Origin of the sequence: Actinomadura craniellae (assembly GCF_003289645.1) — a bacterium.
Taxonomy (GTDB): Bacteria; Actinomycetota; Actinomycetes; order Streptosporangiales; family Streptosporangiaceae; genus Actinomadura_D; species Actinomadura_D craniellae.
In genome coordinates this window covers 322,967-343,662 of sequence record NZ_QLYX01000002.1, presented here as the reverse complement: position 1 = coordinate 343,662, position 20,696 = coordinate 322,967, and the positions used below count along the sequence as shown (strand labels likewise).

Here is a 20,696-nt window from a genome sequence, read left to right as displayed (position 1 = left end):
GGCCGCCCGGGTCAGGCGCCCTTGGCGGCGGTGAGGCGGGCGGCGACGTCGTTCCAGTTGACCAGGTCCCAGAGTTTGGCGACGTAGTCGGGGCGGACGTTGCGGTACTGCAGGTAGTAGGCGTGTTCCCAGGCGTCGAAGACCAGCAGCGGGACCGAGCCGATGCCGACGTTGCCGTGGTGGTCGTAGACCTGCTGCACGATCAGCTTCCGGCCGAGGGGTTCCCAGCCCAGCACGCCCCACCCGGAGCCCTGGACGGTCTGGGTGGCCAGGGTGAGCTGCTTCTTGAACGCCTCGAAGGACCCGAAGTGCTCGTCGATCGCCGAACCGAGCTCACCGTCGGGGCGGTCGCCTCCGTCCGGGGACAGGTTGTCCCAGAAGATCGTGTGCAGCACGTGCCCCGACAGGTTGAACGCCAGGGTCTTCTCCAGGCCGACCAGGCCGCCCAGCTGCTCCTTGGCGCGGGCCTCCTCCAGCTGCTCCAGGGTGTCGTTGGCGCCCTTGACGTAGGCGGCGTGGTGCTTGGCGTGATGCAGCTCCAGGATCTCCCCGGTGATCGCGGGCTCCAGCGCCGCGTAGTCGTAAGGCAGGTCGGGCAGTGAGTAGGTCATGGCCACCACTATTGCAAACTAGTCGCAACTACATCAACAATGCAGGCGTGTCCCCGCCGCTCGCCGCGGCGGTGGTGGCCCGTCCCGGCCCGGGTTCGGCGAGCGGGCGGTAGGGGAGGCCAGGCAACGGATGCCTTTTCTTTGCACCTGCGAGCTACTTGCAATAGCTTCCGGCTGTCGTTAGCGTCTCGATCATGGGTCTCTCTTTGAGTGGTTTGCCCCGCTTTGCACTGATCGCTGTCATGGTCGGTGCGGCGGCCCTGTCGGCGTGCTCCCAGCCCGCCGAGCCAGTGGCCGACGGTCTGGTGCTGGCGGACCCCTACGAGGACGAGTCCCTGAACCCGCTGATGGGCTTCGCCGAAGACGGCATGAGCAAGATCTTCGACGGCCTGGTGACCCACGACGCCGACCGCCGGCTCCAACCCGCACTGGCCACCGCGGTGCCCGAACCTTCGGCGGACGGGCTGACCTGGACGGCGCGGCTGCGCCCCGGGGTGGTCTTCCACGACGGGTCGGCCCTCGGCCCCGAAGACGTGGTGGCCACCTACCGGACGCTGCTGGACCCGGCGGCGGCCTCCCCGATCTCCTCGTCCTTCAAGATGCTGTCCGGCGTGCGGCAGACGGGCCCGGACACGGTGGAGTTCCGGTTGCGCCACCCGTACGCGCCCTTCGCCCACCGGCTGGTGCTGGGCGTCCTCCCGTCGGAGAAGCTGACCGGCGGCCCACTGGAGTCCTCCCCGCTGAACACCCGCCCGATCGGGACCGGCCCCTACCGGCTCGCCGAATGGCGGCGGGGCGAACGGCTGGTGCTGGCCGCCCACGACCGCTACTGGGGCACCAAGCCGAAGCTCCGGCGCGTCACCGTGGCGTTCGTGCCCGACGACAACACCCGGGCGCAGCGGATGCGGCGCGGCGACTTCGACGGGACGGTGCTGCCGCCCGCGCTGGCCGGCACGTTCTCCCGGCAGAACGGCATGACCGTCTACGGCCACGACAGCGCGGACTACCGCGGGGTGATGCTGCCGCAGAAGAACCCGGTGACCAGCGACCTGGCGATCAGGCGGGCCCTCAACCTAGCGGTGGACCGGCAGGGCATGATCCGGGCGCTGCTCGCCGGGCGGGGCCAGAGCGCCTTCACCCCGGTACCGCCGGCGCTGGCCGAGTTCGCCGACCCCGCGGCGACCTTCAAACACGACCCCGAGCAGGCCAGGAAGATCCTGGAGGACGCGGGCTGGCGGGCCGGGCCGGGCGGCACACGGTCCAAGGACGGCCGGCAGGCGCGGTTCACCCTCATGTACCCCGCCGAAGACTCGGTCCGCAAGGCGCTGGCCGGCGGGTTCGCCTCCGACGCCGGCAAGGTCGGAGTCCGGGTGGACCTGCTCGGGCTCGGCTGGGACGCCATCGAGCCGCGGATGAAGAAAGACGCCCTGCTGATGGGCGGCGGCACCTCCCTGGACCCGGACCTGGTGGCCTACGGCCTGCTGCACTCCTCGCAGGCCGAGGACGGGTTCAACAACCCCGGCTCCTACCGGGACGCCACCGTGGACGCCGCCCTCGACCGGGGCCGCAACAGCCCCGACCGGGCCGTGCGCACCGAGGCGTACCGGACGGTGCAGCGCCGCCTGATTGAGAACCCGCCCTGGGTCTTCCTGGTGTTCCTGGAGCACACCTACGTGATGCGGGGCCAGTGGTCGGGCTACCGCCCGGTCGTCGACCCGCACGTCCACGGGACGCTGACGTGGGGACCCTGGTGGAACCTCCCCGAGTGGTCCAGGCGCGGGTGAGCGCCACCAGAACGGCCCGGGGCGGCCGGGCGCGCACGGTCCGGCGGCTGGCGCTGGCACGGCTGGCGGTGGCGGTCCCGCTGCTGTTCGCCGTGTCGGTGGTGGTCTTCCTGCTGGGCGCGGCCTCGCCGTTCGACCCGGTGTACCAGTACTACGGCACGCGCATCTTCACCGCGGCCGAAGCGGACGTGGCGCGCACCCGGGAGCAACTCGGGCTCGACGAGCCGATCTGGCGGCAGTACCTGGACTGGGCGCACGGGGCGCTGACCGGGGACTGGGGGATGAGCCGCAGCTTCGGCCAGCCCGTGGCGGACGTGGTGGCCGAACGGCTGCCCTGGACCCTGCTGCTGGCGGGCACCGGGCTCACCCTCGCGGTGCTCATCGCGCTGACCCTCGGCGTCGTGTCGGCGTGGCGGCAGGGCGGGTGGGCCGACCGCTTCGTCGTCACCGCGGCGCACGCCCTGGAGGGGCTGCCGACGTTCCTGCTGGGGCTGGGCGCGATCGCCGCCTTCGCGGTCGCGCTCCCGCTGCTGCCCGCGGGGGGCGTCGCCGACGCCACCGGCGAGACGGGGTTCGGCTCGACGCTCCGGCACCTGGCGCTGCCCGCGCTCGTGCTCGCGGTCTCCCAGCTGCCCTGGCTGATCCTCACCCTGCGCCAGCAACTGCTGGTCGCCTTCGCCGACGACCACGTGACGGCGGCCCGCGCCCGCGGCCTGCCCGAACGCACCGTCGTGCTGCGGCACGGGCTGCCGGCGGCGCTGCTGCCGTTCGTGACCACCGTGGGCACCCGCCTGCCGGAACTGGTCACCGGGGTGGTCCTGGTCGAGGAGGTGTTCTCCTGGCCGGGGGTCGCCGGGGCGATGGTCCGCGCCGGGCTGAACGTGGACTACCCGTTGCTCGTCGCGCTCACCCTGCTGGCCACCGGCGCGGTCCTGGCCGGGAACCTGCTGGCCGACGCCGCGGTGCTGCTGATCGATCCGAGAACGTCCCCGCGGAGATGAGGCGATGAGCGAGAAGACCGTACCGACCGGTCCGGAGGCCGACCCGGAGGCCGGGCCGTGGCGGCCGGCCGGGCGGCGGCGGCCCGGCGGCGCACCCGGCCGCGGGACCGCGGTGCCCGCCCGGGTGCGGCTGGCCTTCGCGGCCGGCACGCTGGTGGCGGTGGTCGCCGTGATCCTGGTAGTGCCGCTGGTCGCCGGTGACGCGGCGACCAGAACGGTCGACTACGACGCCGTGCTGCTGCCACCGGGGGCCGGCCACCTGCTGGGCACCGACGACGCCGGCCGCGACGTGCTGGTGCGCGCCGTCCTCGGCGCCCGGGTCTCCCTGGTGGTCGCCGTCACCTGCGCCGTGGTGGCGACGCTGCTGGGCACCCTGGTGGGCGCGGTGTCGGGCGCCGTCGGCGGCCTGACCGACGCCATCGTGATGCGGGTGGTGGACGGGTTCAACGCGGTGCCGCACCTGCTGCTCGGCATCCTCATCGTGGCCCTCTACCGCGGCTCCCTCATCTCGGTCGTCGTCTCCATCGCGCTGACGCACTGGACGACGGTGGCCCGGATCGTCCGGGCGGAGGTGCTTTCCCTGCGCTCGCGCCCCTACGTCGACGCGGCGATCTCGGGCGGGGCGTCCCGGCGTACCGTGCTGGTCCGCCACCTGCTGCCCGCGGTCGCCCCGCAGTCGGCGCTGGCCGCGGCGCTGCTGCTGCCGCACGCGGTCTGGCACGAGACCGCGCTGAGCTTCCTGGGGTTGGGGCTGCCCCCGCACCTGCCGAGCCTGGGCACGATGGTGGCCGACAGCCGGGACGACGTGCTGCTGGGCGCCTGGTGGACGATCGCGGCGCCCGCCGGGGTGCTGGTCGCGGTGACCCTCGCGGTGGCAGGGCTGGCCGGCTGGTGGCGGGACCGGCTGGTGCCCCGGCGGCGTTCGGAGCTGGCGCTGTGACCCCGCCGCCGCTGCTGCGCGTCCAGGATCTGTCGGTGCGGTTCCGGCTGCGCGAGTCGATCGTGCAGGCGGTCACCGGCGTGTCGTTCGACCTGCTGCCGGGCCGGCTGCTCGCGCTCGTCGGGGAGAGCGGGTGCGGCAAGAGCGTGCTCGCCTCCGCGCTGCTCGGGCTGCTGCCGGGCAACGCCGAACTGCGCGGGCGCGTCCGGCTCCGGGAGAGCGCCGGTCCGGAGGCGTCGCCGGACTGGCTCGACCTGACGGCGGCGGGGGAGCGGACCCTCTCCCGCCGGGTGCGCGGCCACCGGGTCGCGCTGGTACCGCAGTCCGCGGCCACCGCGCTGACCCCGGTGCGCACGGCCCGCAGCCAGCTCGCCGAGACGATCCGGGTGCTGCGCCCGGGCGAGGGCGACACCCGCGGCGCGGCCGACCGGCTCGCCGAACGCGTCGGGCTGCGCCCCGCCGACCTGGACCGCTACCCGCACGAACTGTCCGGCGGCATGGCCCAGCGCGTCGTCCTTGCGCTCGCCCTCACCGCCGACCCCGACGTGATCCTCGCCGACGAGCCCACCTCCGGGCTGGACCGGCCACTGGTCGAACGGACGGTCGACATGCTGCGCGAACTCGCCGACGACGGCCGCGCCGTCCTGCTCATCACCCACGACCTCGCCGCCGCCGAACGCGTCGCCACCGATGTGGCCGTCATGTACGCGTCCCGGATCGTCGAGCAGGGCCCGGCCGGCGAGGTGTTCACCGACCCCTGGCACCCCTACACCCGCGGGCTGCTCGACGCGACCCCCGCCCGCGGGTTCCGCCCGCTGCCGGGCCACCCGCCCGACCTGTCCGCGCTGCCCGCGGGCTGCGCCTTCCGGCCCCGCTGCCCGCGGCGCGACACCTGCAGCGGCGACCCGGCCCCCGTGCCGGTGGCGGGCCGGCACCTGGCCTGCGCGAGCGGGCCGGCGGAGCCGGTCGGGGAAGGTGACCGGCGGGGCGCCGGCCGATCCGCGGAGCCGGGCCACGCCGGGGAGCGGGGATGCTGAGCGGCACCGGCCTGGTCGCCGGATACCACCGCGGCCAGCGCGTTCTCGACGGGGTCTCGCTGGAGTTGGAGCCGGGCAGCATCACCGGAGTGCTGGGCCCCAGCGGCTGCGGCAAGTCCACGCTCATCCGCGTGCTCGCGCTGCTCCACACCCCCGAGGAGGGGGTCGTCCGCCTGGACGACCATCGCGTCGACCGCTTCCGCCACGCGGCGCCCGCCGCGCTGCGCCGGCAGGTCGGCGTGGTGTTCCAGCACCCCCGGTCGGCCGCCGACCCGCGCCACACGCTGCGGCGCATCGTGTCCGCCCACCTCCCCGCCAAGTCCCCGCCGCAGGAGACCGACCGCCTGGCCGAACTCGTCGGCCTCACCCCGGACCTGCTGTCCCGCCGGCCGCACGAGGTCAGCGACGGCCAGCTCCAGCGGGCCTGCCTGGCCCGCACGCTCGGCACGGACCCCCGTTACCTGCTGTGCGACGAGATGACCGCCATGCTGGACGCCTCCAGCGCCGCCACACTCGTCCACCTCATCCGCGCGCAGGTCCACGAGCGGGACCGGGGTGTACTGATGGTCAGCCACGACCCCGCGCTGCTGGCGGCCTGCTGCGACCGGACCCTGCACTGGGAGGAGCTCGCCCGCCCCACCTGAACCCGGGCGTTCCGCCGGGGCGCTACACCGGCCGGCCGGTGATCGTCGCGGTGAGGACGTCGGTGATGGTGGCGGTGTCCACGCCGGTGCGGGAGTGCAGCCGGGCGACCTGCCGGGGGACCCGGGCGGCGGGCATGCGGGCGATCAGCGCGGTGGCCGCGCGGACGGCGGTCAGCTTCTGCTCGGCGAACTCCAGCGACCCGCCGTACCGGTCCACGCAGGCGTCGACGACCAGATCGGGCAGGGGGACCGGAGCCCGCAGCGCCGCGCGGACGGCGGCGGGTCCCCCGGCGCGCAGGAGGTCGGCCGGGTCGTGTCCCCGCTGGAGGACCACGGCGTCCAGCGGCCCGGCGAGGCTGCCCAGGGCCAGCCAGGTGCGGATCATGCCGGCGTGCCCGGCGGCGTCGCCGTCCAGGGCGAGGAGGACCCCGGTGGCGTCCAGGTCGGTGCACCCGCCGAGGGCGGTGAGCTGGGCCGCCGTCAACACGGTGCCGCAGGGCGCGAGGGCGGCATGGCGCGCGGGTTCGGCGATGTTGACGGCGATGGCGTCCAGCGGGCCCTCGACGATGACCGGCCGGGCGCCGGCGGCCAGCCGGTCGCGCGTCTCGTGCAGCCCGAACAGCAGGTCGCTCTTGCGGAACAGCGGGGTGTGCGGGCTGTTGAGGTACTTGGGTCCCTCGGCTCCGTCGGGCAGCCGGCCGAGGAAGCCGGTGACGGTGCCGTCCGCGGCGCGGAGGGCGAACATGAGCCGGTCGCGGAACGCGTCGAACAGCGCCCCGGCGCCGGTCCGGCGGGCCAGCCCGGCGGCCAGGATCGTGCGGTCGGAGTGGCCGAGCGCGCGCAGGTGGTCGGTCAGCGCCCGCCAGGCGCGCGGCGCGTACCCCAGCTGCCACGACCGCTGGACGTCCTGGTCGAACCCGCGTCCGGACAGGTACGCGGGCACCCAGCTGCCGGGCAGCTGGGTGCGGAAGAACCGGTGCGCCGCCTGATGCGCGGCCACCAGGTCCGCCGGCCGGGCCGGGGGAGGGCCGGTCCGTTCATCCTCATTGCCGAGGGGTTGCCGCACCGCATGCGGAGCGTCCGCGGTGGGCCGTGCGTTCGCGGCGGGCCATGCAGGTGTGGCGGGCCGGTCCGGCGCGCGGCGCTCGCCGGTCCGGGGCGGGCGCGGGGGCCCGTGGCCGGTGCGCCTGCGCCGCCCCGGCTCCTGCTCGCCACCCGGCGGAGCCTCGCCGGGCGGCGAGAATCGCCGGCGCAGGTGGGAGGCCGTGCGCAGGATCCGGTCACCGGCCTGGCGGACGCTCTGCGGCGACCGGGCGCCGTGGCCCGCCCAGGAGGCCACCGGCGGGAAGACCAGGTGCGCGGTGTCCAGCCCCAGGTGGGCCAGGGCCAGGTAGGCGACGGAGTCGGCTTCGACGCGGCGGGTCCCGTGACAGAAGTCCTCGCGCGGGTCGAGGCGGTCGCCGCGGCGCAGGAGATGCGCCAGCTGGTGGGCGAGTTCGGTGGCGGCGCCGAAGTCGCTCAGCGCCGGGTCGAGGTGGACCGACCGGTCCGGCCGCCCGGCACGCGCCCAGCGCCGGTCGCGCCGGACGTGCAGCCCGAGCCCGGCGGCCACGGCGCGCAACCGCTCGTACGCCTGGGCCGCGGTGGCCGGCGCGGGCACGGCGATCGGGTCGCCCTCGGTCTGGGTCACGTCGAACACCGCCCGGGGCCCGCCCCGCGGCGACAGGATCCGGATCCCGCTCTCGCCCCTGCGGACCCGGCGTCCCCGCGCCCGCCACTGCTCGTAGGAGCGGACGTCGGTGGCGGCGGGGGACTGGGCGCAGATCAGCAGGGTGTCGGCGAACCCGTGACGCCCGTGCCGCGCCGCGGCCTCCAGCCACCACGACCACGACAACCGTCCGGCCCGCAACCGGGCGGTGTCCTGCTCGACGACCTGATGCAGGAAGCTCAGCAGCCGATGCCGCTCCTGGAGTACCGGCACGGGTTCAGCCTCCACATGTCCGTACCTACCGGCGGGGAAGCCAAGATCCGGAACTCGCCCCACCTTCATACCCCTTGCGCGGACGAACCATGACACATGGCATGCAATCCGTCGATCGTGGACCAACGCTGGCGCGCATGTGCCGGCTGCGCCCCGCCACAGTCCCGGCAGCGCCCGCCCGGGGCCGTGGTTCCCGCACGGCACGCGACCCGGCCGGTACGTGCCGACCTCGCGGGGCCGGGATCAGCGGGGTGGGGCGCCGTAGACGCGGTCGACGTGGATGCGCAGGACCAGGCGCCGGTCGCGGACCATCGCGGCACGGTAGTCGTCCCAGTCGGGGTGCTCGCCGGCGACGTCGCGGTAGAGGTCGATGAGTTCCTCGACGGCGGCGTCGTGGGGGTCGGCGGCGACCTCGGAGAACTCGGCGGTGCCCTCGGCGACGGCGTACGCCCAGAAGTCCTCGCTGGTGACGTGGTAGGAGGCGCGCGGGTCGCGTTTGAGGTTGCGGGTCTTGGCGCGGTCGTCGGTGACCGACACGCGCAGCAGCCGCTTGCCAGGGTCGTAGTGGTGGTTGACGTTCGACAGCTGGGGGCGCCCGTCGGCCTTGAGGGTGACGAGCACGCCCTGTGGCCGGTCGGCCAGCAGCCGGTGCAGGGCCTCGTCCGTCGCGCTGTCGGTCATGGTGGGGTGTCCTTCCGTTCCGGCCAGGATGGGTCTGCCTCCGATCCTGCCGTACCCGGCACGCACGCCCGTACGGCCACCCGCTCGGGCCGCCGGCCAGGTCCGCGGTCCGCGCACGCTCCCGCTCCGCATCGGCTGACCGGCCCCGTTCCGGCTTCCGGGCGGGAGCCGGAGCGGAGGGCTCCGGCCGTTCGCGTGCGTACACTTGCCGGGGCGTCTGCCCGCGGGGGCGATCAGGAGCCGTTCCGGGCAGGAGGAGATCGGGCCATGCCGAAGCGCCCACCACAGCCGGTCATGCGGGTCGTGCTCAACCGCGAGCTCATCGTGCACACCGCCGTCGGCCTCATCGAGCGCGAGGGCGCCGAGGCCCTGTCGATGCGCGCGGTCGCGGGCGAGCTGGGCGTGACCGCGATGGCGATGTACAACCACGTGCCCAACAAGGAGGCGCTCGTCCGGGGCGTGGCCGAGTACGTGATGGGCACCCTGGAGCTGCCCGCGGAGAAGCCCGGTGACTGGCGGGCCGGTGCGCGTGATCTCATCTGGGCCTTCCGCCGGACCGCCGACGAGTACCCGCGGAGCCTGGCGCTCGCGGTGGCGAGCAAGACCGGGATCCCGGTCGGGCTGCGCGCGATCGAACGCGCCCTGGACCTGTGCGCCGCCGCCGGCCTCGACGGCGTCACCTCCGTGCGCGTCATGCGCGCGCTGATGGCCTACGCGTTCGGCTCCCAGTTGCGGGAGGCCGGCCTGAGCAAGTTCCTGCGGGAGCAGCCGGGTGGCTTGGCCGACGGCCTGCGGGAGCTGGACGCCACCGGCTTCCCGCACGTCGCCGCGGTGCCCGACGAGCTGGCCGAGCACGGGTCGGACGCCGATTTCGAGTTCGGCCTGGAGCTGTTCCTGTCCGCGATCGAGGTGTTGGGCCGGCGCGCGGACTGAGCCCCGCGGGCTCAGGGGGTCGCGCGGGGAAGCCGGTCGAGGGCCGAGAGCAGCATCTCCAGGCCGCACTCGAAGTCGGCCTCGGGGTCGAGCCGGACCAGCTCGTCGGCTAGTTCGACGACGCGGGGGATCTCGGCGAGGTCGATGTTGATTTGCGGTTCGGCCGGCTCGCCCGGCAGCCGCTCCGACATCCTGAGGGCACCGCCCTCCAGCACCTGGGCGCCGATCACGTACGACATGAGCGCCCGCAGCGCGCGTACCGAGGTGGCGCCGTCGAACCCCGCGGCGTCGAACAGCGCCAGGGCCCGCTCGGCGGTACGCCAGCCGGACAGCTGGCCGGCCCTGCTGGTCAGCGCCAGGTACATGCTCCGCGGGTGGCGTCGGGCGGTGGCCTGGAAGGCGGCGGCCATGGCGCGGGCGTTGAGCTTCCAGTCCCGGTCGGGATCGGCGTCGGGCACGTCCAGCTCCGCCAGGACGGATTCGGCCACGGCCGCCAGGAGCGCGTCCTTGTTGGGCACGTGGTTGTACAGCGACATCACGCCGACCCCGAGCTCGGCCGCGATCTTCCGCATGGACAGGGCCTTGGCGCCGTCCCGCTCGATGAGCGCGATGGACGTCCGGACGATCAGCTCGCGCGTCAGAGGCCGCCGCTCGACGCGACCGGCCGGCTTCTCCGCCATCACCACTCTCTCTGCCCGAACTCCCCGCCCGGCGGGCCGCACTCGAGGGCGCCGGGACGGACCTCTCGGGGTGCTCTCCCGACTCTCTTCCGAGCCTACGGCCGCATCGCGTGACCACGGTCTTCGCGCGTGCCGTGCGAGCACAGGTCTATCACGCTCGCGGGGCCGCTCCGCCGAGGGACGCCGGGACGGGCCGCCCGGTGGTACGTACGGCATAAATCTTGTTTACACTGTACGTACCATGGCATGGTGACCGCGGTGGCGACGGCCGCCGGTGCCGCCGAGCGGGCCGGGAGCGGAGGTCGTCGGCGGCCGGGCCACCGCGTCGTTCCACCGAGACCCGGCTTGAGCGACACCTGGAGGTGTCATGACAACCGAGACCGCCGACGTCATGGACGTGGACTGGGTCGACCGGAAGAAGTACCTGTGGCTGCTGGGCCTGGCCGTGCCGCTGTCGCCGTTCGTGGGCTGGGGGCTGGTCGAGGCCACCGGGTGGGGGGTGTTCTGGTTCTCCGGCCTGGTCCTGCTGGGCGTCGTCACCCCGCTGCTGGACATGGTGCTGGGCAAGGACTCCGCGAACCCGCCCGAGAGCGTTCTGACCTGGCTGGAGAACCAGCGGTACTACCGCTGGTGCGTGTACCTGTACCTGCCGCTGCAGTACGGGGGCCTGGTGCTGGCCGCCTGGATGTGGTCGCGCGGCGACGTGGCGGCGTGGGAGAAGATCGGCATCCTGCTGACGATCGCCGTCGTCGGCGGGATCGGCATCAACGCCGCGCACGAACTCGGCCACAAGAAGGAGTCGGTGGAGCGCTGGCTGTCGAAGGTCGCGCTGGCGCAGACCGCCTACGGGCACTTCTACATCGAGCACAACCGGGGCCACCACGTGCGGGTGGCGACTCCGGAGGATCCGGCCAGCGCCCGGCTGGGCGAGAGCTTCTACCGGTTCTGGCCGCGCACCGTGTGGGGCGGCCTGAAGTCGGCCTGGCGGCTGGAGCGGGCCCGGCTCGCGCGCACCGGCAGGGGCCCGTGGACGCCGCGCAACGACGTGCTCAACTCCTGGGCGATGACCGCCGTGCTGTTCGGCGTCCTGACCGGCGTGTTCGGCGCCGGCATCGTCCCCTACCTGTTGGTCCAGGCCGTCCTGGGGTTCACGATGCTGGAGGTCGTCAACTACCTGGAGCACTACGGGCTGCTGCGGCAGCGGACCCCCGCGGGCCGGTACGAGCGGTGCGCCCCCCGGCACTCCTGGAACAGCGACGACATCGCCTCCAACATCGCGCTGTACCACCTGCAGCGGCACAGCGACCACCACGCCAACCCCACCCGCCGCTACCAGGCGCTGCGGCACTGCGAGGAAGCCCCCGAACTGCCCTCCGGCTACGCCCTCATGACCCGCTTGGCCCTCATCCCGCCGATCTGGCGGCGGGTGATGGACAAGCGGGTCATCCGGCACTACGGCGGTGACGCCTCCCTGGCCAACATCCAGCCCGGCAAGCACGCCCGCTACGGCGTCGCCCCGCCGGCCCCCGCCGGGACCGGGGAGCGGGCGGCATGACCTACCGCTGCCCGGTCTGCGACTACCGCTACGACGAGGCGGCCGGGGAGCCGCGCGAGGGCTTCCCGGCAGGGACCCCCTGGGCGCGGGTGCCCGACGACTGGTGCTGCCCCGACTGCGGCGTCCGCGAGAAGATCGACTTCGAGAAGGTGTGAGGCGCGTGGAGTACCGGGTCTGGGAGTGCATGGTCTGCGGGTTCGTCTACGACGAGGCCCGGGGCTGGCCCGAGGAGGACATCCCGCCCGGCACGCGGTGGGAGGACGTCCCGGGCGACTGGTCCTGCCCGGACTGCGGGGCGGCCAAGGCCGACTTCCAGATGGCCGAGATCAGCCGGGCCTGACCGCACCGCCCGGGGCCGGACGGCCGCCACGCCCGGCCCTCGATGGCCGGGTACGTACGGTGTACATTGCCCTGCACGTACGGCGTATATCTGAAGGGCGGGCGAAATGGCCGACGTGACCATCCCCGCGGGAGCGCGGGAACTGCCCGGCTACCTTGCGGTACCGGACGGCGAGGGGCCCTGGCCCGGCGTGGTCGTGCTGTTCGAGGCGATGGGCGCCACCGCGGACATGCGTGCCGCGACCGACCGGTTCGCCGCGCACGGTTACCTGGCGGTGCTCCCGGACCTGTACGCGGGGGCGCCCTGGCTGCGCTGCGTGCGCAAGGCGATGCGCGACATGCGCGCCCAGCGCGGGCCGACCTACGACCACATCGAGGCGACCCGGGCCTGGCTGGCGGGCCGGGACGACTGCACCGGCGCCGTCGGCGTCGCGGGGTTCTGCATGGGCGGCGGATTCGCGCTGGTCGCCGCCGCCAGGTACGGCTTCCAGGCCGCGGCGGACAACTACGGGATCCTGCCGCGCAAGCCCGAGGAGGCCCTGCGCGGAGCGTGCCCGATCGTCGCCAGCTACGGGAGCGCGGACCGCAGCCTGCCTGGCGCCGCACGGAAACTGGAGCGCGCCCTGACCGCGGCCGGCGTGCCGCACGACGTCAAGGAGTACCCCGGCACCGGGCACAGCTTCCTCACCGGGTACGTGCCCCCGGCCCCGCTCGGCCCCGTGGCCAAGGTCGTCTTCGGCATGGGCAAGGGCGGGGAGAACGCCGCCGACGGCTGGGACAGGATCTTCGCGTTCTTCGGCGAGCACGTCACCGCCGCCCCGGCCGAGGACCCCACGGCATAGCCGCGACAGCGCATTATCTGATTTTATATTTAAGATCAGCTAAGCGACGCGGGTGAGGTGGGCGGATGAGCGCGGAGCCGCGGGCACTGGACCTGGCCGACCGGGAGCGGGTGCGCACGCTCACCTTCCACCGGCCCGAGCGCGCCAACGCGTTCAACGAAGTGCTCTACCACGCGCTGGCCGGGGCACTGGCGGACGCCGCGGCGGACGGCGAGGTGTCCGTCGTGGTGCTCACCGGCGCGGGCCGCACCTTCTCCGCGGGGACCGACCTGCAGGAGATGGCCGGGTACGCCGGCGCGCACGCCGCCGGAGAGTCCTCCGGCGACATGGGGGCGGGGTTCCGGGCGCTGCTGGGCGCGCTGGCGGACTTCCCCAAGCCGCTGCTGGCCGCGGTGAACGGCTCCGGCGTCGGGCTGGGGCTGACCATGCTCGGCTACTGCGACCTGGTGCTGGTCGCCGAGCACGCCCGGCTGCTGGCCCCGTTCACCGCGATGGGAGTCGTCCCGGAGGCGGGAAGCAGCTACCTGCTTCCGCTGCGGATGGGGCAGCAGCAGGCCGCGCTGGCCCTGTACACCGGTCGCTGGATCACCGCGGAACAGGCCGTGCGCAGCGGGCTCGCGCTGTGCGCGTGCCCGGCCGAGACCCTGCTGGAGACGACGCACGAGCTGGCCCGGGAGATCGCGGCCAAGCCGTTGCCCGCGCTGCTGGCCACCAAACGCCTGGTCACCGAGGCCCACCGCGACCAGATCGCCCGGGCCCGCGCCCGGGAGGACGCCGCGTTCGGCGACCTGCTGCGCGCCCCGGGCCTGGCCGACGGCCTCCGCGACCGGGTGTGAACGCGAGGGAAGGGCACAGTGCTCTGCCGTGCCCTCCCTTCGCGCCGGGCCCTGGTCAGCGCAGCCGCCACGGGGTGCGCCGGCCCGAATCGAACAGCTCCTTGCCGGCCGCCAGGGAGTCCTTGTCGAGGCCGAGCTGGACGAGCGTCTTGGCCACGTCCAGAGCCTGCCGGTAGCCCAGCTCCTGGGCGTACCAGATGGCCCGCGTGGTCGTCTGGACCGCCAGCGGCGGCTGGGAGGCGATGGCCTCGGCCACGTGCCGGGCGGCCTCGATCAGCTCGTCCGCGGGGACGACCTCCTGCACCAGCCCCACCTCGTGGGCCCGCTGCGCGCTCATCCGCTCGTAGGCGCCCATCAGGGACATCCGCAGCACCTCCCCGAGCGGCATCCGCTGGAGCATCGACATCGGCTCGAAGACCGCCGGCATCCCGTAGGTGGTGTGCGGGTCGAAGAACGTCGCGTGCTCGGCCGCGATGATGATGTCGACCTCGCCCAGCAGGTAGAACGCCCCGGCGCAGGCCATGCCGTTGACCGCGGCCACGACCGGCTTCCACAGCTCGGCCGCCGTCTTGGGCGGCAGCCAGTCGCAGGGGTCGTCGGTGTGCATCGGGGTGGCGCCGCGGCGCCCGAGGCCCTCGGTGTGGTCGGTGGCGCCGACGTTCTCGGCGATGCGGTCCAGGCCGGTGCAGAACGCCTTGTCCCCGGAGCCGGTGAGCACGATGACGTTGACGTCGTCGTTGTCGCGCAGCCCGCGCCAGCACTCGTACAGCTCGCGCATCATGACCATGTCGAAGGCGTTGTGCACCTCCGGGCGGTCCAGGGTGACCCAGGCGACGCCGTTGCGCTCCTCGTACCGCAGGGTCTTGTAATCGGAAATGACATCCTCCAGATCGACGGCCGGGCTCAGTCGCCCGCCCGGGGCGCGGGGGTGAAACGCACCTTCATGGACTCGTAGCCGGACACGAAGTTGGCCGGACGGTGCGCCGGCTCGGCCGCGTCGACCGGTTCCATGTCGGGCAGCCGGGTCAGCAACTGCTCGAACATGACCCGCAGCTCCAGCCGGGCCAGGCTGTTGCCCAGACAGAAGTGCGGTCCGTTGCCGAACGCTATGTGGTCGTTGGGGGAGCGCGCGATGTCGAAGCGGTCGGGGTCGGTGAAGACGTCCTCGTCGCGGTTGGCCGAGGGGTAGAGCAGCAGGACGTTGTCGCCTTCCCGGATGCGCTGGCCGCGCAGCTCGACGTCCCGGGTGGCCGTGCGGTTCATGTTCTTGACCGGCGACACCCAGCGGAGCATCTCCTCGATCGCCGTGGGCAGCCGGCCGGGGTCGTCGATCAGGGCCTGCCGCTGGTCGGGGTGGCGGAACAGCTGCCAGGCGCCGCCGGAGATCACGTGCCGGGTGGTCTCGTCCCCGCCGATCAGGATGAGCAGCGACTCCTGCACCAGCGAGTCGTGGTCCAGCCGGTCGCCGTCGATCTCGGCGTGCACCAGCAGGCTGATGAGGTCGTCGCGGGGGCGGTCCCGGCGGTCGGAGATGACCCGGCCGGCGTACTCGGTGAACCCGTTGAACGCCTCGCCCGCCTTGACCAGCAGCTCGGGGACGGCGCCGCCGGTCAGCCCGCGGACCATGTCGTCGGACCAGGTCAGCAGCGTGGAACGGTCCTCGGGCGCGATGCCGAGCGCGTCCGCGATCACGATCAGCGGCAGGGGGGCGGCGATGTCCCAGACGAAGTCGCACTCGCCCCGCTCGCACACCCGGTCGATGATGTCGTCGCAGAGCTGCCGCAGGTAGTCCTCCTGCGCGGTGACCCGGCGGGGGGTGAACCCGGCGTTGACCAGCTTGCGCCGCAGCTTGTGCGCCGGGTCGTCCATGTCGATCATCATGGGCATCGGGCCGGAGTCGGCCCGGATGCCCTGGGCGCTGGAGAACACCTCGGGGGTGCGCGAGACCAGCCGGACGTCCTCGTGCTTGGCGACGCCCCAGGCTCCGCTGTGGGGGTCGCGGTAGACCGGGGCGTGCTCGCGCATCCAGCGCAGCTCGTCGTGCGGGTCGCGCCCCCAGAACTCGCCGCTGATCAGGTTGATGGCGTCGTTGGTCGGATGGTCGCTCATCGCGGTGTCTCCTGCGGGTTCAGGCGGCCGCGCGCCGCTCCACGATCATCGGGAGTGCGGCGAGCCCGCGGACGTTGCCGGAGTAGTGGCGTTCGACCCCGGTGCCGTCGAAGGTGAAGTCGGGGAAGCGCCGGAGTAGTTCCTCGAAGGCGACGCGGGTCTCCAGCCGGGCGAGGGAGGCGCCCAGGCACAGGTGCCGGCCGAAGCCGAAGCTGACGTGCCGGTCGATCTCGCGGTGGATGTCGAAGGTCTCGGGGTCGGGGTACTTGCGCTCGTCGTGCACGGCCGAGCCGGTGAGCAGGATGACCCGCACGTCGGCGGGGATCGTGGTGCCGTGCAGCTCCACCTCGCGGGTCGTCCAGCGGCCCTGGTAGTGCGAGGGCGGGTCCCAGCGCAGCATCTCCTCGACCGCGTTCGGGATCAGCGACGGGTCGGCCACCAGCTCGCGCCGCTGGTCGGGGTACCAGCTGAGCGCGATGACGCCGTTGGGGATGAGCTTGGCGACGGTCTCGTGCCCGGCGAAGGCCAGCTCCAGGAACCGGGACGCCAGCTCGCTGTCGCCGAGGGAGCGCTCGCCGTCCCCGTCCTCCACCCGGGTGTTCATCAGCATGGTGATGACGTCGTCGCCGGGGGAGCGGCGGCGTTCCCGGACCAGCTCGGTCAGCAGCGACCACAGTTCGGCGCTGGCGACGTAGGTGTCCTCGGGGACGGACATGTCCTCGTTGCGCACCGCGATGCGGTCGCTGAGCCGGTGGATCTCCTCGCGCAGCGACTCGGGGATGCCGATCAGCTCGCTGATGACGTCCAGCGGCAGCCGGAAGGAGAACTCCTGCACCAGGTCGAACCGGTCCCGGTCGGCGACCTTGTCCAGCAGCGCGGCGGCGGTGGCGCGGATGAACGGTTCGAGCTGGTTGATCCGGCGGGGGGTGAACATGCGGGCCACGATCTTGCGGTGCGTGGTGTGGTCGGGCGGGTCCTTGACGATGAGGAACGGCGCCCCCTGGTCGACCCCCTCGATGGTGACCCCGTGGGCGCTGGAGTAGACGTCGGTGTCCAGATGCGCCGCGATCACGTCCTCGTACCGTGACAGGGCCCAGAAGTCCAGTTCCTCGTTGTGGTAGACGGGGGCGTCGTCGCGCAGCCGCCGGTAGACCGGGAACGGGTTGTGCGTCGTCACCCGGGAGAACGGGTTGTACTCGATCACGGTTCTCTCCTCGTCTGTCACGGTCGGTGATCGCCGAAGGCGCTCTCGAAGCCTTCGGTCACCGCCGAGGGGGAGCGCACGGTCAGCTCGTCCAGGCAGACGCCGGGCAGGTCCGCGGCGGTTGCGAACACGCCGGTCAGCACGGCGGCCACCTCCTCGGGGGTCATGAAGTGCTCCTGGGCCAGCCCGCGGGCCGCCCAGTCCTTCAGGACCCGCTCCAGGGTGGGGCCGTCGAACGCGTCGCCGAACCCGGTGGGGAACGTGGCGCCCACCCTGATCCGGCAGAACCGCAGGCCCGGATGCTCCACCCGCCAGGCCGTCAGCGTGCGCTCCAGGGCGAGCTTGCTGGCCGAGTAGGCGCCCAGGCCGCTGCGCGGCTGGTCGACGCTCTCGGAGGACAGCACGGCGACGACGGCGTTCGGGGCCAGTACCGGCCGGCAGGCGCGCAGCACCTGGTGGAAGCCGACGACGTTGACGTCGAAGACCCGCCGCCAGTCGGCCGCGTCGGTGTCGGCGATCATGCGCAGCGGTGCGGTGCCCACGCAGGAGACCAGGACGTCGATCTCGCCGAGCGCGTCCCGTGCGGTCTCGGCCAGCCTGGCGCAGTCGTCCTCGGCGCAGACGTCAGCGGTCACCGGGACACAGCCCTCGATCTTCTCCAGTTCGGCCCCGCGGCGGGCGGCGGCCAGGACGTGGGCGCCCTCCTCGACGGCGCGGACGGCCAGCGCGCGCCCGATCCCCGCCGAGGCTCCCACCACGAGCATCCGGCGACCGATGAGCCGCACGGTCACACCCCCTCGGCGAGGGACTTGATCTCCAGGTACTCCTCGAAACCCGCCACCCCGCTCTCGCGGCCGATCCCGCTCTGCCGGTAACCGCCGAACGGCACGTCGGCGCCGTAGAAGATGCCGCCGTTGACGGAGACCGTGCCGGCGCGGATCCGGCGCGCGGCGGCGCGGGCCCGCTCGGCGGAGGCGCTGACCACCATCCCCGACAGCCCGTACCGGGAGTTGTTGGCCATCCGGACGGCCTCGTCGTCGCCCCCGTCGTAGGCGAGGACCGAGATCACCGGGCCGAAGATCTCCTCCTGCGCCACGGTGGCGTTCTCGTCGACGCCGGTCAGCACGGTCGGCTCCACGAACCAGCCCCGGGGCAGGTGCCCGGGCACGCCGCCGCCGAGCGCGGCGGTGGCGCCCTCCCGCACGCCGGTGGCGATGTACCCCAGCACCCGCTCGCGCTGCCGCTCGCTGATCAGCGGGCCCATCAGGGTGCCCGGGTCGGCCGGGTCCCCGTAGGGCCAGCCGCGCAGCGTCTCCACCAGCGCCTCGACGCCCTCCTCGTAGCGGGCGCGGGGGAGTAGCAGCCGGGTGAGGATGGCGCAGCCCTGGCCGGCGTGCGTGGTGATCTGGAACGCGGCGTTGCCGACCACCTGGCCCAGGTCGGCGTCGTCCAGGGCGACCAGCGCGGACTTGCCGCCCAGTTCCAGGAAGACCTTCTTGAGGTTGCCGGCGGCCGCCGTCATCACCGCCCGGCCGGTCGCGGTCGAGCCGGTGAAGGAGACCATGTCGACCCGGTCGTCCTCGGCGAGCTGCCGGCCGAGCTCGTGCCGGGAGGAGGCCACGATGTTGAGCACGCCGGGCGGCAGGTCGGTCTCCTCGGCGACGATGCGGCCGAGCAGCGTCGCGGTCCACGGGCTGTCGGGGGCGGGTTTGAGGACCACGGTGCACCCGGCGGCCAGCGCGGGCACGAGCTTGGCCAGGTTGATCTGCATCGGGAAGTTCCACGGCGTGATGGCGCCGACCACGCCCACCGGCTCGCGCACCGTCGAGCGGTGTGACGCGATGCCGTAGGGCCTGGCCGGCCCGAGGTCCTCGGTCCACCGGTAGCTCTCGGTGAGGTCGGCGACCCAGCCGATGTTCTCCACCGGGGTGTCAAGCTGGGCGCCGTGTGTGAGCGCGACCGGGGTGCCCAGCTCCGCGACCATGGCGGCGCGCAGCTCCTCGGCGTTCTTGACGAGCGCGCGCTGGAGCCCGCGCAGGCACTCCACCCGCAGCGCGGGGTCGGTGGACCAGCCGGTCCCGTCGAAGGCCCGGCGGGCCGCGCGGATGGCGGCGTCCATGTCGCCCGGGGTCCCGTCGGCGGTGACGCCGATGACCTCCTCGGTGGCCGGGTTGGTGTTCTCGAACGTGCCGCCGCCTTCGGCCGGGACGAGCCGGCCGTCGATCAGCAGGTGCTCGGCGCGTGCCGCCGACATCTGGCCTCCCGGGGACGGGTGCGGGAGCGGGACGGCTCCACGCCTGGATGGCAGATTTGATTAAATATATTATCAGACGGGTCGGGTGCGGTCGAGACTCCAGTCTCAGTCGCGGCCCCGGGCGAGCGCCTGCCGGGCGATGACGACCTGCTGCACCTGGCTGGTGCCCTCGTAGATCCGGAACAGCCGCGCGTCCCGGTAGAACCGCTCGACCGCCACCCCCCGCATGTACCCCGCACCGCCGAAGACCTGGACGGCCCGGTCGGCCACCCGGCCGACCGCCTCGCTGGCGAAGTACTTGGCGCAGGAGGGCCCCATCCGGGTGTCGGTCCCCGCGTCGAACTCCGCCGCGGCCGACAGCACCAGCGCCCGGGCGGCGTACACGTCGGTCTGCGAGTCGGCGATCAGCCCCTGGACGAGCTGGAACTCCGCGATCGGCCGGCCCGACTGGGTGCGCTCCCGGGCGTACTCGACGGTCTCGGCCAGCAGCCGCTGCGCCATGCCCACGCACAGCGCGGCGATGTGCAGCCGCCCGTGGGCCAGGCAGCGCAGCGCGGTCAGGTAGCCGGCGCCGCGCCCCGCCGCACCGCCGACCAGCGCGTCGTCGGGCACGAACACCCCGTCCAGGAGGACCTCGGCGGTCCACGCGCCGTGCTGCCCCATCTTGCGGTCGCGGGGGCCGACCGACAGCCCGGGGGCGTCCCGGGGGACCAGGAACACCGAGATGTCACGCGCCGCCTTCTCCTGCTCGCCATGCCGGGCGAACACCATGAACAGGTCGGCGATCGGGGCGTTGGTGATGTAGCGCTTGGCCCCGTCGAGCACGTGCCCGCCGGGCACCCGGCGGGCCGCGGTGCGCAGGCCGGCGGGATCGGAGCCGGCCTCCGCCTCGGTCAGCGCGAACGAGGCGGTCCACTCGCCCGAGGCCAGCCGCGGCAGGTACGCCTTCCGCTGCTCCTCGGTGCCCCCCTCCAGCAGCACGTGCCCGGCGATGCCGTTGTTGGTGCCGAACAGCGACCGGAAGGCGGGGGTGGTGTGGCCCAGTTCCATGACCAGCAGCGCCTCCTGGTGCATGGTCAGGCCCAGCCCGCCGTACTCGGCGGGGATCGCGAACCCGTACAGGCCCATCTCGGCGGCGGCCGAGACCAGTTCGGCGGGCATCTCGTCGGTCTCGTCGATCCGCGCCTCCAGCGGCACCACCCGCTCGCGCACCAGCCGGCGTACCGCCGCGACCATCTCTGCGACGTCGGAGTCGTCCACGTGTG

The 20,696-nt window shown here is 73.5% G+C and carries 21 protein-coding genes; 11 read left to right on the top strand and 10 right to left on the bottom strand.

Features of this window, described 5'->3' with window-relative positions:
- Positions 1 to 11: 11 nt before the first annotated feature.
- Positions 12 to 617, bottom strand: coding sequence for a superoxide dismutase (locus DPM19_RS05250; protein WP_199484898.1), 606 nt, complete (start codon positions 615 to 617; stop codon positions 12 to 14).
- 236 nt (positions 618 to 853) lie between these two features.
- Here DPM19_RS05250 and DPM19_RS05245 point away from each other — a divergent pair, with 236 nt between their 5' ends.
- Genes DPM19_RS05245 through DPM19_RS05225 form a run of 5 tightly spaced genes read left to right on the top strand, consistent with a single transcriptional unit; the run spans position 854 to position 6,017 of the window.
- Complete coding sequence (locus tag DPM19_RS05245) at positions 854 to 2,395, top strand: ABC transporter substrate-binding protein (protein WP_199484864.1); 1,542 nt, start codon at positions 854 to 856, stop codon at positions 2,393 to 2,395.
- Positions 2,362 to 3,396 carry an ABC transporter permease gene (locus tag DPM19_RS05240; protein ID WP_199484863.1) on the top strand — a complete coding sequence of 345 codons (1,035 nt, stop codon included), beginning with the start codon at positions 2,362 to 2,364 and terminating at the stop codon, positions 3,394 to 3,396. The genes DPM19_RS05245 and DPM19_RS05240 overlap by 34 nt, the downstream gene beginning before the upstream one ends.
- Positions 3,397 to 3,400: 4 nt before the next feature.
- The gene (locus tag DPM19_RS36090; protein WP_111863635.1) at positions 3,401 to 4,336 is read left to right on the top strand and encodes an ABC transporter permease; all 936 of its coding nucleotides are present in this window, start codon (positions 3,401 to 3,403) and stop codon (positions 4,334 to 4,336) included.
- The gene (locus DPM19_RS36085; protein WP_111863634.1) at positions 4,333 to 5,373 is read left to right on the top strand and encodes an ABC transporter ATP-binding protein; all 1,041 of its coding nucleotides are present in this window, start codon (positions 4,333 to 4,335) and stop codon (positions 5,371 to 5,373) included. Before DPM19_RS36090 ends, DPM19_RS36085 begins: the two co-directional genes overlap by 4 nt.
- Complete coding sequence (locus DPM19_RS05225) at positions 5,367 to 6,017, top strand: ABC transporter ATP-binding protein (protein ID WP_111863633.1); 651 nt, start codon at positions 5,367 to 5,369, stop codon at positions 6,015 to 6,017. The genes DPM19_RS36085 and DPM19_RS05225 overlap by 7 nt, the downstream gene beginning before the upstream one ends.
- 22 nt (positions 6,018 to 6,039) lie before the next feature.
- Here DPM19_RS05225 and DPM19_RS05220 read toward each other — a convergent pair whose 3' ends face one another.
- Together DPM19_RS05220 and DPM19_RS05215 are read right to left on the bottom strand one after the other, a co-directional pair.
- Positions 6,040 to 7,998 (bottom strand): toprim domain-containing protein, encoded by a 1,959-nt coding sequence (locus DPM19_RS05220; protein WP_158566704.1) that lies wholly within the window; start codon positions 7,996 to 7,998, stop codon positions 6,040 to 6,042.
- 243 nt (positions 7,999 to 8,241) lie between these two features.
- Positions 8,242 to 8,679 carry a PPOX class F420-dependent oxidoreductase gene (locus DPM19_RS05215; protein ID WP_111863631.1) on the bottom strand — a complete coding sequence of 146 codons (438 nt, stop codon included), beginning with the start codon at positions 8,677 to 8,679 and terminating at the stop codon, positions 8,242 to 8,244.
- Between the two features lie 267 nt (positions 8,680 to 8,946).
- On the opposite strand from DPM19_RS05215, the gene DPM19_RS05210 reads away from it, so the two are divergent.
- Positions 8,947 to 9,612: a TetR/AcrR family transcriptional regulator gene (locus DPM19_RS05210; protein ID WP_111863630.1), complete on the top strand. Its 666-nt coding sequence runs from the start codon at positions 8,947 to 8,949 to the stop codon at positions 9,610 to 9,612.
- Between the two features lie 11 nt (positions 9,613 to 9,623).
- On the opposite strand, the gene DPM19_RS05205 is transcribed toward DPM19_RS05210, so the two are convergent.
- A complete protein-coding gene (locus DPM19_RS05205) occupies positions 9,624 to 10,292 on the bottom strand; it encodes a TetR/AcrR family transcriptional regulator (protein WP_111863629.1) in 669 nt (222 codons plus the stop codon).
- Positions 10,293 to 10,659: 367 nt separating this feature from the next.
- Between DPM19_RS05205 and DPM19_RS05200 the strand changes: the two genes are divergently transcribed.
- The 5 genes from DPM19_RS05200 to DPM19_RS05180 all read left to right on the top strand — a co-directional run bounded on the left by DPM19_RS05200 (position 10,660) and on the right by DPM19_RS05180 (position 13,864).
- On the top strand, positions 10,660 to 11,847 hold the full coding sequence (locus tag DPM19_RS05200) for an alkane 1-monooxygenase (protein WP_111863628.1): 1,188 nt from the start codon (positions 10,660 to 10,662) through the stop codon (positions 11,845 to 11,847).
- Positions 11,844 to 12,002, top strand: a complete 159-nt coding sequence (locus DPM19_RS05195) for a rubredoxin (RefSeq protein ID WP_111863627.1) — start codon at positions 11,844 to 11,846, stop codon at positions 12,000 to 12,002. The genes DPM19_RS05200 and DPM19_RS05195 overlap by 4 nt, the downstream gene beginning before the upstream one ends.
- A 5-nt stretch (positions 12,003 to 12,007) precedes the next feature.
- A complete protein-coding gene (locus DPM19_RS05190; protein WP_456049237.1) occupies positions 12,008 to 12,187 on the top strand; it encodes a rubredoxin in 180 nt (59 codons plus the stop codon).
- Between the two features lie 106 nt (positions 12,188 to 12,293).
- Positions 12,294 to 13,028 carry a dienelactone hydrolase family protein gene (locus tag DPM19_RS05185; protein WP_111863626.1) on the top strand — a complete coding sequence of 245 codons (735 nt, stop codon included), beginning with the start codon at positions 12,294 to 12,296 and terminating at the stop codon, positions 13,026 to 13,028.
- A 65-nt stretch (positions 13,029 to 13,093) separates the two neighbouring features.
- Entirely contained in the window at positions 13,094 to 13,864 is a 771-nt protein-coding gene (locus DPM19_RS05180; RefSeq protein WP_111863625.1) for an enoyl-CoA hydratase/isomerase family protein, read from the top strand.
- 55 nt (positions 13,865 to 13,919) lie between these two features.
- On the opposite strand, the gene DPM19_RS05175 is transcribed toward DPM19_RS05180, so the two are convergent.
- From DPM19_RS05175 to DPM19_RS05150, 6 genes are all read right to left on the bottom strand, one after another.
- Positions 13,920 to 14,723: an enoyl-CoA hydratase/isomerase family protein gene (locus tag DPM19_RS05175; protein ID WP_267900866.1), complete on the bottom strand. Its 804-nt coding sequence runs from the start codon at positions 14,721 to 14,723 to the stop codon at positions 13,920 to 13,922.
- Between the two features lie 44 nt (positions 14,724 to 14,767).
- The gene (locus DPM19_RS05170; RefSeq protein ID WP_111863624.1) at positions 14,768 to 15,973 is read right to left on the bottom strand and encodes a cytochrome P450; all 1,206 of its coding nucleotides are present in this window, start codon (positions 15,971 to 15,973) and stop codon (positions 14,768 to 14,770) included.
- A gap of 19 nt (positions 15,974 to 15,992) precedes the next feature.
- Positions 15,993 to 17,177: a cytochrome P450 gene (locus tag DPM19_RS05165; protein ID WP_199484862.1), complete on the bottom strand. Its 1,185-nt coding sequence runs from the start codon at positions 17,175 to 17,177 to the stop codon at positions 15,993 to 15,995.
- A gap of 17 nt (positions 17,178 to 17,194) precedes the next feature.
- On the bottom strand, positions 17,195 to 17,962 hold the full coding sequence (locus DPM19_RS05160) for an SDR family oxidoreductase (RefSeq protein WP_199484861.1): 768 nt from the start codon (positions 17,960 to 17,962) through the stop codon (positions 17,195 to 17,197).
- Between the two features lie 2 nt (positions 17,963 to 17,964).
- Positions 17,965 to 19,431 (bottom strand): aldehyde dehydrogenase, encoded by a 1,467-nt coding sequence (locus DPM19_RS05155; RefSeq protein WP_111863622.1) that lies wholly within the window; start codon positions 19,429 to 19,431, stop codon positions 17,965 to 17,967.
- A 105-nt stretch (positions 19,432 to 19,536) separates the two neighbouring features.
- Complete coding sequence (locus tag DPM19_RS05150) at positions 19,537 to 20,691, bottom strand: acyl-CoA dehydrogenase family protein (protein ID WP_111863621.1); 1,155 nt, start codon at positions 20,689 to 20,691, stop codon at positions 19,537 to 19,539.
- Positions 20,692 to 20,696: the final 5 nt, after the last annotated feature.

Excerpts from the sequence above, each read along its gene's own strand:
- DPM19_RS05195 (WP_111863627.1), top strand. The coding sequence starts at position 11,844 with ATGACCTACCGCTGCCCGGTCTGCGACTACCGCTACGACGAGGCGGCC.
- DPM19_RS05245 (WP_199484864.1), top strand. The coding sequence starts at position 854 with ATGGTCGGTGCGGCGGCCCTGTCGGCGTGCTCCCAGCCCGCCGAGCCA.
- DPM19_RS05185 (WP_111863626.1), top strand. The coding sequence starts at position 12,294 with ATGGCCGACGTGACCATCCCCGCGGGAGCGCGGGAACTGCCCGGCTAC.
- DPM19_RS05155 (WP_111863622.1), bottom strand. The coding sequence starts at position 19,431 with ATGTCGGCGGCACGCGCCGAGCACCTGCTGATCGACGGCCGGCTCGTC.
- DPM19_RS05225 (WP_111863633.1), top strand. The coding sequence starts at position 5,367 with ATGCTGAGCGGCACCGGCCTGGTCGCCGGATACCACCGCGGCCAGCGC.
- DPM19_RS05180 (WP_111863625.1), top strand. The coding sequence starts at position 13,094 with ATGAGCGCGGAGCCGCGGGCACTGGACCTGGCCGACCGGGAGCGGGTG.
- DPM19_RS05210 (WP_111863630.1), top strand. The coding sequence starts at position 8,947 with ATGCCGAAGCGCCCACCACAGCCGGTCATGCGGGTCGTGCTCAACCGC.
- DPM19_RS05205 (WP_111863629.1), bottom strand. The coding sequence starts at position 10,292 with ATGGCGGAGAAGCCGGCCGGTCGCGTCGAGCGGCGGCCTCTGACGCGC.
- DPM19_RS36090 (WP_111863635.1), top strand. The coding sequence starts at position 3,401 with ATGAGCGAGAAGACCGTACCGACCGGTCCGGAGGCCGACCCGGAGGCC.
- DPM19_RS05200 (WP_111863628.1), top strand. The coding sequence starts at position 10,660 with ATGACAACCGAGACCGCCGACGTCATGGACGTGGACTGGGTCGACCGG.
- DPM19_RS05215 (WP_111863631.1), bottom strand. The coding sequence starts at position 8,679 with ATGACCGACAGCGCGACGGACGAGGCCCTGCACCGGCTGCTGGCCGAC.
- DPM19_RS05170 (WP_111863624.1), bottom strand. The coding sequence starts at position 15,973 with ATGAGCGACCATCCGACCAACGACGCCATCAACCTGATCAGCGGCGAG.